The following is a 13,282-nucleotide window of genomic DNA, read 5'->3' on the forward strand; positions in this document are numbered from 1 at the left end:
TTGCATGATATTCGATAGGATTAGTATATGGATAAATTTGTGAATCAATTAAACCGCTTTTTTCATGTATCAATAGATTTGCCGAGTCCATCTATAATATTGCTCGGTTCAATTGTAAGTACCATAGTGGGATTTTTCCTTATTTTATTTGGTACGTTTAGGAAAATTGAGCTACTAATTTGTTTTGGTGTAGCAGTAATTCTATCAAATTTATGGGGGGGAAAGGGTCAAAAATGAAAATATTTAATAGAAATTTTAAATTAATGATTTTAGGGCAGATTATATCACTTTTTGGAGCGTCAATATTAAAGTTCTCTTTATCTCTATATATACTTGATTTAACAGGTAAAGCAGAAATTTTTGCTACAATCCTAGCTATTTCGACTATACCAATTATCATATTTTCACCAATCGGTGGCGCTATCGCTGATCGATTCAATCGCCGAAACCTAATGGTAATTTTTGATTTTTTAAGTAGCGCCATTGTTTTAGCTTTAATGCTGTCTTTATTCTATGGGAATAATTCGGTATTTTTCATAGGTGTGATAATGACGTTACTATCTGTTATAAGCACTATGTATCAACCTGCTGTTCAAGCCTCAATTCCAGTATTGGCTGACGAAGATAACCTGATAAAGGCAAATGGAATTGTATCCGGTGTAAGTGCACTAACGGGAATCATCGGTCCAATTTTAGGCGGTTTATTATATGGACTTATAGGGCTTGAAGCCATTGTAATTGTTAGCTGTAGTGCATTTTTCCTGTCAGCGGTAATGGAAATATTCATACAAATACCCTTTATAAAGAAGTCATATAGTGGACATATTGTAACGGCAATTTTTGTAGATATTAAAGAAGGTTTAGGCTATATATTGAATAAAAACCGTTTTGTCTTAAAAATCATGTTCATTGCTGCTGGGATAAACTTATTTTTATCTCCAATGATTTTAGTAGGTGTCCCTTATATTGTGAAGGTTGTAATGGGTGCTGATAGTACATTATTTGGTGTAACACAAGGTGCAATATCATTTAGTACGATTTTAGCAGCCATAGGAATTGGAGTTATTGGTAAAAAACTAAGAATAGATAATCTGTATTTGTGGTTTGTTGCTTGTGGACTTTTATTCATTCCAATGGCATTGTCAGTTAGCCTATTTGGATCAAATTTGGGATTTTGGATACCTTTTATCATTTTCACAGTATCAGCTATGCTAATACTTTTCGCAACAACAATTGCATCAATTTTCATTACCACAATCATACAAAAAGAAACGCCCAACGAATTACTTGGTAAGGTTATGGCAATTCTTTTTGCAGCAGCTACATGCGCAACTCCATTAGGTCAAATTATTTACGGTGCATTGCTGGACAGCTTTAATGATAGGGTTTACATAACTGTTTTAATTGCTGGAGCATTTACCTTGATTATGGCATTGGTTGCAAAGATAACATTAAGTTCTAAAAAAGCAAATTTTTTTTGAATTACATAAGAATATGTAGAGATCTAGCATAAAGGGGTTGTTTGAGAATTAACTTTTTAANNAGTAGATATAAAGGATGGCAAAGGCTTGGTGATAATGATAATACTATACAAGGAAAAATAGAAACAGTACTTTCTAAAATGACTAATGAAAAAATAGAGGTTATTGGTTGCGGAAGAACTGATGGAGGAGTACATGCGGAAAATTACATAGCAAATTTTCATACTAATTGTATGTTAAGCAAAGAAATGATGATTGATTATCTTTATGAATTTTTACCTGAAGATATAGTAGTTAAAGAGATAGAAGAAGTAGAAGAAAGATTTCATGCTAGATATAATGCTAAAGCTAAAACTTATATTTATAGGATAAATAATGGTAGATTTAGAAATGTTTTTAATAGAAAGTATGTTTACCATATAGATGAAAAATTAAATCTAGAAGATATGATAAAGGCAAGTAAAATATTAGTTGGAACTCATGATTTTCAAAGTTTTACTACACTAAAGCCAAAGAAAAAGTCTACAGTGAGAACTATAAATTATATTAATATAAACAAGAATGAAGATTTAATAGAGATAGAACTTAATGGAGATGGATTCTTATGGAATATGGTAAGAATTATAACAGGAACTCTTTTAGAAGTAGGAACTGGAAAAATATCAGTAGATGAGGTTGAAACTATATTAGATAAAAAGAAAAGAGAAGAAGCAGGTCCTATTGCACAAGCTAAAGGACTTTACTTAAAAGAAGTTATATATAATAACTAAAAAAAGGGGATAATTTTAAAAGTCGTGATTAAAAAATCACGACTTTTTATTATAATATTCCTTCTTCTTTTAATAGGTTTTCAATTTCTTGCATTTTTCTAGTTAGTTCTAAAAAGTTTTTCTTAACAAAATCTTCTGAAAGAGCATCTTCTTTTATACTTTTTTCTAGTTTTTCAATAGTATATAGCGCCTCATCGATATCTTTTTGAGCTAGTTGTAAATTGTTTTCCTTCATAAAAATCTCCTTTTAAATTAATCTTCTTGTTTTTTACGAATTATTTCTTAATAAAATGTTAGCATTGGATAGCATTAATTTCAAGTTAAAAATAAGTTTAATTAATAATTTATATACTATAAAATATTATTTTCTTCAGATAATTTACGAATAGGAACTACATAAGTTTCTAATATATCTAAATCTATAATTTTAGCTATTTCTTGCTTAGTATTTATATGATTTATCCAAACTATATGGTTATTAAAATATACAGGGATATTTTCATTAGATTCTTGAATTTCTAAAAGCCTACTAGTATCCATCTATGAATTCCTCCTATAAATTTAAAGTTTCATTTATAACTTAAACAACGGATATGTTTAGAATTTTAAATAAAAATTAATATTTAAAAATAAAAAAATTGTGGATGCTTCGTACTAAAGTTCACAATAGTATAATTTACATTAACTTTTTACATATTATAAAAGTTTGTACAAAGTGAAATTTTATAGTTCCATTCTTCATATATATTATTAATCTATTAATAAAAGTGTGCAGGTTATATGACTAAATGTTGCATTATAGATTAGAAAAATTAATTTTATGGAGGGAATTTGCATGATAAATGTAATATGGTTTCTTATACTAGCTATAGGTATAGGATTCGGCATATTAAATGGAGATGGAGAGATAGTTTCTAAAGCAATAGTATCAACTACTTCTTCAACAGTAGACTTAGTAATTGGACTTGTTGGAATGATGTGTCTGTGGTGTGGAGTTATGAAAATAGCAGAGAAAAGTGGACTAACCTCAAAACTTTCTAGAGTATTGACTCCTATATTAAAACTAATATTTAGAGATGCAGGTAAAGATGAAAAAGTAATGGGAGCTATAGCTATGAATCTTACTGCTAATATGTTTGGGCTTGGAAATGCTGCTACACCTTTTGGTATAAAAGCTATGGAGGAGATGGACAGACTAAATGTGGAGAAAGGTAGAGCCACCAATGACATGGTATTATTCCTAATTTTAAATGCCGCTTGTATTCAGTTTATTCCTACAACAGTGATATCTATAAGAGCAGCAGCAAACTCTCAAAATCCTGGAGCAATAATTTTGGCTGCTTTTACTACAACATTTTGTGCATCTATAATAGGGATAGTTCTTTGTAAATTATTACAAAAGCATTTTTAAAAAGTAGAATCAATTCTAGTTATCAATTAAAATAAGGAGAGTACTATGGATGTGAGAGTCTTAATTCAATATATAATAAAAGCTATTATTCCTATAATAATAATTTTAATTACAACCTATGGAATTTCTAAAAAGGTTAAAGTATATGAGTGTTTCATAGAAGGTGCAAAAGATGGAATAGGAATTTGCGTTAGAATATTTCCCTATCTTTTAGCAATGCTTTTAGCTATTAATGTATTTAGAGCATCAGGAGCTATGAATTTTTTAATTTCATTAATAAAGCCTGCAGTAGATGTAGTAGGAGTACCACCGGAGGTCGTACCTTTAGTTTTAATGAAACCTCTATCAGGAAGCGGAGCTATAGGAATTTTTACAGATATCGTAAAAGAGTATGGGCCAGATAGCTTTATAGGTACTTGTGCTTCTATAATTATGGGGTCTACAGAAACAATATTTTATACTTTAGCAGTTTATTATGGAGCAGTACAAATTAAAAAGATAAGACATACATTATGGGTGGCAGTATTAGTAGATATATGTGCAGTACTTATAGCAGTAAATGTAGCAAAGTTTATAATATACTAAAATCGTTCATTCTTAATTATTAGTCCTTAGTTTTATAAGTTGATATATTATTATAAGATCAAAATAAATTAAATAAGCACCTCTAAATATTTTAGAGGTGCACTGATTTAGACATCCTAAAAAATCTGTTTTGTATTATGACAATTAGCTCACAGCCTTGAAGGATTACTCTATTTCATATAACTTAAAAGGATTTAAGTTGATTAGGTGTGTCTATAAATTTTTATCAAATATTCTGCGTTGATTCAATAGGATATTCTTTTATTAGGCTATTAAATTTTCTTTTATAAGCAATATAAATTAGTACAGCATCAACTATCCATTGAATTACACAAATCCACCAAAAGTATGTTACTGAGCTTTGAGTTATATAAATGAAGTAAAATACTAATGGTAATCTAATACACCANNAGAGATACCTTAAATGGTATTTTTGTATTACCTATTCCTTTTAGAGCGCCTCCATATATCATGGAAATTGCCATACTAGGTTGTTGAAGTGCTGCTATCATTAAGCATTTAGCACCTAAGGAAATAACTTCAGCTTCACTACTATTTATAAATAGACCAATCAAAAATTTAGGCATAATTATAAACAACGAAGCTGTACAAATCATTGAAATTAATCCTAAAATTGCACAGTTATAAGCGTATTTCATGGCACCTTTGTAATCTTTTTCGCCATATTTATTTCCAACAATTGTCGTACATGCTACAGCAAATCCCCAGCCAGGCATATAAGATAGTGATTCTAGAGTTGAGGTTATTGTATTAGCAGAGAAAGCAACAGTTCCTAGCCTCATTATCATAAAAGTTGTAAATAACCTACTAATACTAAAAGCACCTTCTTGAAGTGATGCAGGTATAGACAACTTAAATAAGGTTTTAGTCTTTTCTATAGTTAAGGATTTTAAATATTTAAATTTAATTTTAATCTTAGACTTTTTAAAGGTATAGTATGTAGAAAATAAAAATCCACAAATTTGAGCAGTTATAGTTGCTAATGCAGCACCAGTAACTCCTAATTCAGGAGCACCAAACTTACCAAAAATTAGTATATAGTCTAAAGTCATGTTTATTAATATTACTATGAAGGATGTTATAAGAGGAATTTTTGTATTTCCATAAGCTCTTTGTATTGCTGAGTAAAGGCTAGTTATCATATTAAATACAATTCCAAAACAAACAATTCTTATATATCTCATAGCAATTTCTAAGACCTCAGGTTCACAACCGGCAGCAGTTAAGAGTTGTTTAGAAAAAATAAAAATTATAACAGTACAAATTATGCTAATTATAGTACCTACTACAAACCCAATAGTAGCATATTCCTCAGCAGTATCATATTCTTTAGCGCCATAACGTCTTGCTACAATAGAGGTTATGGCAACAGATACACCCATAGCTATAAAAATATTAGCAAAGGTATATAATATTTCTCCAGAAATACCAACAGTACTAACGGCTATTTGTCCTCCATATTGTCCAATCATAAGAGTATCTAAAACCCAAACCATCATGTACAAAACCATTTCTCCAACGGCAGGCAGTGCAATGGTAAGTACACTTTTAACTTCTTTTTTGTTTAACATATAATTACCTCCCCCCTTTAAATATCAACGTTATTTAATTATATCAGAAGCAAATTATACTGTTAATAACAAATGACAAAATAACAATATTTTTGTTATTATTATGAATATTATTAATAATTAGTAAATTAATTCTATATTTATTAAAAAATATGTAGAATATGGTATAACATATTTTAAAGAGGCGGGTATTTTAAACTTTAGGGGGAGAGTTTATGAAAGAATTAAAAAAGAAAGATTTTGAGGTTGTTGGTTGTAAGATTAAAGAAAAAGAAATAATGGGGGAGAGGAATTTAAGTTATTGGCAAAGTGTAAAAATAAAATTTTTTAAAAATAAATTTGCAATTTTAGCTACAATTATTTTATTAGCTGTAATTTTAATGACCATTTTTTCTCCGCTTTTTACAAAATTTGATTACTTCGAACCTGTTAAAGAGAAAAATTTAAGGCCAAATAGTATTCATTATTTTGGTACTACTGATGAAGGAAGAGATATTTTTGCAGGTGTATGGCAGGGAGCTAGAAGTTCATTAGGTATTAGTTTTATTATAGCATTTTTAAACTTATCTATAGGAATAGTTTATGGAGGTATTTGCAGCTTTTATGGTGGTATTATTGACGACATAATAATGAGAATACTAGAAATAGTAACCAGTGTGCCACTTATAGTAATAATAACGCTAATGTATCTTATTTTAGGACCTGGGCCTTTAAGTTTGATTCTTGCTATGACAATTAATGGATGGGGAAATGTTGCAAGGGTGATTAGAGGACAGCTATTACAAATAAAGGAACAGGAATATGTTTTAGCTGCAAAAGCATTAGGCGCTAGTACTTCTAGAATTATCTGTAATCATTTAATTAGAAATGTAATTAGCGTAGCAATAGTTACTATAACTATGGAAATTCCTAACGTAATTATACTAGAAGGATTATTAAGTTACGTTGGATTTGGTATGAGATATCCTCTATTAAGTTGGGGATCACTTATGTATAATACAGGGTTTTCACTTATGTTTTATCCATATCAAGTATTTATTCCAGCTTCTATTATGACCATAACTATAATTTGTTTTAATGTTATAGGGGATGTTTTAAGAGATGCATTAAATCCTCAAGAATCCATATTGTGATAGGGGGGATAAAGTATGAAAAGAAAGAGTTTCTATACTGCAGTTATATTAATATTTGTATGTATATTTGCATTTCATTATTATCTAAACTATAGGGAAGCAATTAAACCACCTTCAGAAGTATGGGCAAAGGAAGTATTAATATCTAAAGGAGATATTAAGCAATATCCTGCTTTAACTGGGTATAATGATAATTATATTGTTATTCATCAGAACGGAGATGATATAAAAGTAATAACAGTAGACAAGCTAGGTAAAGTGTTAAGGAAAAGTAATTTTAAAGCAGATGGGAAAGAACCTAGAGATTTAGGAGTGATTACTGATAATAAAAATATATATATTACTTATATGCTAACAGATATGTATTATAATACAGTAAAAATTTTAAAATTAAATGATAACTTAGAATTAATAGAAGAAAAACAAATTGATAAGATGAGAAGTAAACTTGATCTATCAGAAAATATATTATGTATTTTTTATGATGATCATATAGAATTTATTGATTTTCTTAAAAATTCTTCTTCTAAAATTAATTTAAATAATAAAGCAGAGATGCCTACAAGTATTCCTTATAAAGATAAATATTTAATAACATATATATCTGATAGAAGTGCATATAAGTATTTTTTTATAGATAAAAATGGACAAACAACTGAACCTAAAATTGCATTTGATGTACAGGGTGGATCCAATTCTTCTTTCATTTCAAATACTATTACTTATAAAGAAAATGATATATATGCAATTGTAGAGTATGTATATAAGAGTACAGAATATACTGTAAAAAACTTTAAATTTTCATTAGATAAAAATGATCTTTATATAAGTGATTTTAGGTTAATGGAAAATTTTAGTGATAATATAGATGAAATGAGGAAATTTAATGTAGATGTAACTAGTTTAGCTAATTATCCAAATCAAGAGGGAATGATTCTGGGGAGTTGTGGAAGAAAGGTTTTTAAGATGAAAGAACAACCTGATATAGTGGAAATTTCTATTGAAGATAATGAAAATTCAATAGGTGGACATTTTGATGATAAATATGGCGCTGTTATAAAAAATCCTGTATCAAATAGTAGGAATAACTCCATTTACCCTGTTAGCTATAAAAATGCAATAGTATTTTGTGAACCTATAGGAGATGATAGAAGCAATGTATATATTACTTCAAAAGATGAAGAATTTAAGTTAGTTAATAATAGGAGTAGACCAAGTGAAGCTATTTCTTCACTTATGAGTACTTCTGAAAGTATACTTTTTGGTGTTGCTTATGTAGTAATTTATGGCTCATTATGGATTATACCATCTCTTTCTTTAATTTCTCTTATTTCAATAATTGAATTTAAATTTAATAAAAATATAAGAAAGATATTATTTATATTTACTTATAGTTCAGCTTATCTATTAAAGCTTTATTTTATAAATAAACTATTCTATGTTAACCAAGCGATGCTTATACCATCTTTTTTTAGCTTAAATGTAGGAATAGCATGTACATTATTAATTAGCTTAGTTTGTTTAAGTTATGGATATAAAAGCTATAGTGAGAATTTAGATTATAATGTAATTGTATTAAGTTTCTCAAAACCAATATTAATAGACTCACTTTTAACTTTAATATTATTTGTTGGTTTTATTATGTAAAAACATAAGCTTTATATTGTAGGATATGACTTTTATATAAAGAAATTAAGATTGCTATTGAATATTAAGATAAAAGAAAAATTTTTATTAGAAATTTATATATAATTGTATACTTTAGAACTATAGAAAGTAGAGGGGTATATGTGAAGAGGGGAAAATTTTACACAATTGTAGTTGGGATAATTATAGCTATATTTTGTTTTCACTATAGTTTAAATTATAAAGAAGCTATAAAGCCACCAAGTGAAAAATGGGGTAAGGAAGTATTTTTGTCACAAGGAAACATAACAGAGTTTCCAGATATAATTGAATATAAGGGCAATTATGTGGTTGCCCATCAAGATAGTGATAGTATCAAGGTAATGCTAATAGATAAATTAGGGAAAAAAATTAAAGAGTCTCAATTTATAGCGTCTGATAGTGAACCAAGAGATATTGATATTATTACAGACAATAAGAATATTTATATAAACTTCTTATTAACAGGTGCTGATAAAAACACTATTGAAATATTAAAGTTAGATGATGATTTAAATCTAGTAGACAAAACAAGTATAAAAAATGTAATTAATAAAACAAAAGTTTCAGAAAATATAGTAGCAGTTTTTTATGATGGATATGTTGAAATAAGGGATTATTTAATAAATAAAGTTTCAAGAGTGAATATAGGTGATAATATAAGGTTACCGGTAAGTGCAAAATATAAGAATAAATATCTACTTGGTTATATAATGGAGTTAGATGAATTTTACTACATTTGGATAGAAGATGGTAAAGTTACAGAGCCTAAACTAGGTGGAAATTTAAATGAAATCTCAAAGGTAAAATTTAGAAATGCTACAATGGCAATTGATGAAGAAAATGTTTATGTTTTAATAGAGTATATATTTCAAGGTAAGGAATTTGGATTTAACCTTTTGAATTTTCCTGTCAACAGTGAAAAAGCTAGTCGTTATGGACCATTTGGAGTAAAAATAGGAACAGATAAAAATAAAATTGCTTCGGATTATGATGTTGATATAGGTACTGTAGCTACCTATGGTGAAGAGCTAGGTACATTTTTAGTTAGTACTAGTAGAACAGCAGAAAAATTAAAAAATCAAACAGATATAGTTAAGATGAAAATATCAAAAGATAAAAAGGATATGTCTGGTGAAGTTTTGTATAGAGGAGACTTTAAAGAACCATTATCAAGAAGTAAAAAAGTATCTATAAATCCAGTAAATTATAAAGATTCAGTAATTTTTATTGATTCTGTTGAAGAAGGTAAAGCAAAACTTTATATTACATCAAAAGATTCAGAGTTTATAAACGAAAATTCTGGAAATAGAAAAGAGGAGGCAATAAGTGCATTTATTCAAACTTTAGAGGGAATGTTTTTCGGAGCTGTTTATATAGTTTCTATGGGACTTATATGGATCATACCAGGTATGTCTATAGTATCTCTTGTAGCTCTCATAGAATATAGATTGAGTAAAAGGCTAAGAAAAATAATGTATTTTGTGATATATGGTATTATTTTTACTATAAAATTTTATTTTATAAATAAAGCTTTTCACATTAGTAGAGCAAATTTGTTACCTAATTATTATAATAGTGTTGTTGGCTTTTTATTTATGTTTACCATAAGCCTACTTTGTGCTCTATATGGATATGGCAAATATAAAAAAGATTTAGAACACAATGTTATAGCATTAAGAATTCCATCTGCATTGATTGTTGATAGTATTGTAACTTTAATGTTATATGTAAGTTTTATAAAATAGTAAATACATTTGCTATAATGTAGATATCTTTATTGGAGCAGTATCTATAGATAAAAAATGAATTACTTTAATAAAATACTTAGAAATTTTATTATATTGACATAAAAACTACTTTATCATATCATAATAGTAATAATAAGATAATGCTATGAAAAGAAGAGTAATAAAGTTAAGTGTTTTAAAGAGAGCTAGATTAGGTGAAAGCTAGTAGCATAAAGCTTTATGAATATGGCCTTGGAGCAGACCTTTTGAGCAAGAGTGAGGAAGGTACGGGAGCAACCGATATATTGCAGGGTGATAAAAGCTTTTTGCCAGTCACTTAATGAGGTACTTATTGCGAAATAAGTATAAAATAGGGTGGTAACACGTATATAACGTCTCTATATGGAAAAATTTCTATATAGAGACTTTTTTATTATGAAATTATAAAAAGAGATTAATAATTAATTTCTTTTTCAATTTGAATCTCTTAAAAGGTAGAGTGAAAGTTTATATTTTAAAATACAGGAGGAAAAAGCATGAGCAAAAAAACATATTATATTACTACACCAATTTATTATCCATCTGCAAATCTTCATATAGGAAATACTTATACAACTGTTGCAGCAGATGCTTTAGCACGATTTAAAAGATTAACAGGTCATGAGGTAATGTTTTTAACAGGAACAGATGAACATGGTCAAAAATTACAAAGAATAGCGGAGGAAAAAGGTGTTACACCAATAGAATATATTGATGAAATTGTAGCAGGGATAAAAGAACTGTGGAATATTATGGATATAAAATATGATAAATTTATAAGAACTACTGAGAATTATCATAAAAAAGCAGTTCAAAAAATATTTAATCAACTTCATGAGCAGGGAGATATTTATAAAAGCTCTTATGAGGGATGGTATTGTACTCCTTGTGAGTCTTTCTGGACAGAAACACAATTATCTAATGGAAACTGCCCAGACTGTGGAAGACCAGTTGAAAAAGCTAAGGAAGAGGCATATTTCTTTAAAATGTCTAAGTATGCGGATAAATTACTTGAGTATATAGAAGCTCATCCGGAATTTATTCAACCAGAATCAAGAAAAAATGAAATGGTTAATAACTTTTTAAAGCCAGGGTTACAAGACCTTTGTGTATCAAGAACTTCATTTACTTGGGGAATTCCAGTAGAGTTTGATCCAAGTCATGTTATATATGTATGGATTGATGCCCTTTCAAACTATATAACTGCATTAGGATATAATAGCGAAGACACAGAGCTTTATAATAAATTTTGGCCAGCGGATGTTCATTTAATCGGTAAGGATATATTAAGATTCCATACTATTTACTGGCCTATAATGCTTATGGCTTTAGGATTACCGTTACCTAAACAGGTATTTGGCCATGGATGGTTATTAGTTGATGGAGGCAAAATGTCTAAATCCAAAGGTAATGTAGTAGATCCAGTAGTACTTGTTAATCATTTTGGAGTAGATGCTGTTAGATATTATTTACTACATGAAATACCATTTGGTTCAGATGGCTTATTTAATAATGAAATATTTATTAAGAAAACAAATTCAGATTTAGCTAATGATCTTGGAAATCTAGTTTCAAGAACAGCTACAATGATAGAAAAATATTTCAATGGAGTAATACCTTCACCAGATATTAAAGAAGCTGTAGATGAAGAATTAATTTCATTAGCTCTTGAAACTCCTATATTAGTTGAGAAGGCTATAGATGAATTAAATATATCTAATGCTTTAGATCATGTATGGGCATTAATAAGAAGAACAAATAAATATATAGATGAAACAACTCCATGGATACTTGGAAAAGATGAAGAGCAAAAGCCAAGACTTGCAACAGTTTTATATAATTTAGTAGAGTCATTAAGAATAGTTTCTGTATTAATATCATCTTTTTTACCAAGTACAAGTGAAAAAATTAATAGCCAATTAAATATTGCAGAAACAACATGGGAAAGCTTATCATCATTTAATGGAACAAAATCAGGAGTTAAAGTTTCTAAGGGAGAAGTGATGTTCCCAAGAATAGATGTGGAAGCTAAAATAGCTGAACTAGATAAGATATCTGAAGAAGCTAAAAAAGCAACTGAAGCACCAGTAATGGAGCCTATAAAAGAAGAAATCACAATTGATGACTTTGATAAAATAGATTTAAGAGTTGTTAAGGTTATAGAGTGTGAACCTATTAAAAAAGCTAAAAAATTACTTAAACTAAAGGTAGATTTAGGTGGAGAAATTCGTCAAGTTGTATCAGGAATAGCAATGAACTATAAACCGGAAGAACTAATAGGTAAAAATGTGGTATTAGTTGCTAATCTAAAACCAGTAACTTTGAGAGGAGAATTATCTCAAGGTATGATATTATGTGCAGCAACTGATGATGATAGCAAGTTATTTACAGTAGATCCAGGTCAACTACCAACAGGTAGTATAGTAAGATAAGTTATCTGAAAGAAAATAAGAAGTTGAATATGTTAGTCTATTTTATATAAGATAAGGCACTAGGTTCCACTCATAGCGTTGCTATGGGTAAGCTCTGACAATTTATCATAATGTAAAACAAGATAACATGCTAACTTATTATTTTTTAAGATGTTTAAAATAAAAAGAGTGTAATAATTATTACGCTCTTATTATTTTATCTTGCACTATATTAATATGTCATTATTTTGAAAAAATTATGAATACGGAAAAGTACAGCATGCAAATATCATAACTCNNATAACTCTTATTTTATAAAAGTTTATTGACGTATAAAAGTAGATTATTTAGGGTAACACGTAATTGCTGAAGTACTTTGAAAAAAAAGTTTTTATAATATTTGGAAAATATAGAAAAAAATATATTTATTTGTTACACTTATTGTATAAAGGTTCAATTACCAAA

10 protein-coding genes, 1 pseudogene and 1 other annotated feature are annotated in these 13,282 nt (G+C 28.3%); of the genes and pseudogenes, 8 read left to right on the forward strand and 3 right to left on the reverse strand.

The genetic code is table 11. The features are described from left to right. Positions 1-233: 233 nt before the first annotated feature. Together B3603_RS08190 and truA are read left to right on the forward strand one after the other, a co-directional pair. Complete coding sequence (locus B3603_RS08190) at positions 234-1,481, forward strand: MFS transporter (protein ID WP_291563112.1); 1,248 nt, start codon at positions 234-236, stop codon at positions 1,479-1,481. Positions 1,482-1,522: 41 nt separating this feature from the next. Next, positions 1,523-2,251, forward strand: a complete 729-nt coding sequence (gene truA, locus B3603_RS08195) for a tRNA pseudouridine(38-40) synthase TruA (protein WP_291563116.1) — start codon at positions 1,523-1,525, stop codon at positions 2,249-2,251. A gap of 49 nt (positions 2,252-2,300) precedes the next feature. Here truA and B3603_RS08200 read toward each other — a convergent pair whose 3' ends face one another. Together B3603_RS08200 and B3603_RS08205 are read right to left on the reverse strand one after the other, a co-directional pair. Continuing rightward, on the reverse strand, positions 2,301-2,486 hold the full coding sequence (locus tag B3603_RS08200) for a hypothetical protein (RefSeq protein WP_039635019.1): 186 nt from the start codon (positions 2,484-2,486) through the stop codon (positions 2,301-2,303). 116 nt (positions 2,487-2,602) lie between these two features. Beyond that, the gene (locus B3603_RS08205; protein WP_291563122.1) at positions 2,603-2,791 is read right to left on the reverse strand and encodes an H-type small acid-soluble spore protein; all 189 of its coding nucleotides are present in this window, start codon (positions 2,789-2,791) and stop codon (positions 2,603-2,605) included. Between the two features lie 295 nt (positions 2,792-3,086). On the opposite strand from B3603_RS08205, the gene B3603_RS08210 reads away from it, so the two are divergent. Next, a complete protein-coding gene (locus B3603_RS08210; protein WP_291563125.1) occupies positions 3,087-3,662 on the forward strand; it encodes a nucleoside recognition domain-containing protein in 576 nt (191 codons plus the stop codon). A gap of 63 nt (positions 3,663-3,725) precedes the next feature. Beyond that, complete coding sequence (locus tag B3603_RS08215; protein WP_291563405.1) at positions 3,726-4,247, forward strand: spore maturation protein; 522 nt, start codon at positions 3,726-3,728, stop codon at positions 4,245-4,247. Between the two features lie 226 nt (positions 4,248-4,473). On the opposite strand, the pseudogene B3603_RS08220 reads toward B3603_RS08215, so the two are convergent. Next, a pseudogene (locus B3603_RS08220) lies at positions 4,474-5,839 on the reverse strand (MATE family efflux transporter). A gap of 215 nt (positions 5,840-6,054) precedes the next feature. Here B3603_RS08220 and B3603_RS08225 point away from each other — a divergent pair. The 4 genes from B3603_RS08225 to metG all read left to right on the forward strand — a co-directional run bounded on the left by B3603_RS08225 (position 6,055) and on the right by metG (position 12,838). Beyond that, positions 6,055-6,972, forward strand: a complete 918-nt coding sequence (locus tag B3603_RS08225; protein ID WP_291563129.1) for an ABC transporter permease — start codon at positions 6,055-6,057, stop codon at positions 6,970-6,972. A 15-nt stretch (positions 6,973-6,987) separates the two neighbouring features. Next, positions 6,988-8,619 (forward strand): hypothetical protein, encoded by a 1,632-nt coding sequence (locus B3603_RS08230; protein WP_291563133.1) that lies wholly within the window; start codon positions 6,988-6,990, stop codon positions 8,617-8,619. Positions 8,620-8,762: 143 nt separating this feature from the next. Next, positions 8,763-10,385: a hypothetical protein gene (locus tag B3603_RS08235; protein ID WP_291563136.1), complete on the forward strand. Its 1,623-nt coding sequence runs from the start codon at positions 8,763-8,765 to the stop codon at positions 10,383-10,385. 139 nt (positions 10,386-10,524) lie between these two features. Next, positions 10,525-10,770: a binding site (T-box leader), on the forward strand. Positions 10,771-10,903: 133 nt separating this feature from the next. Next, positions 10,904-12,838, forward strand: a complete 1,935-nt coding sequence (metG, locus tag B3603_RS08240) for a methionine--tRNA ligase (RefSeq protein WP_291563140.1) — start codon at positions 10,904-10,906, stop codon at positions 12,836-12,838. Positions 12,839-13,282 lie beyond the last annotated feature (444 nt).

Source organism: Clostridium sp. UBA2485 (genome assembly GCF_002341865.1).
Classification (GTDB): Bacteria; Bacillota; Clostridia; order Clostridiales; family Clostridiaceae; genus Clostridium_J.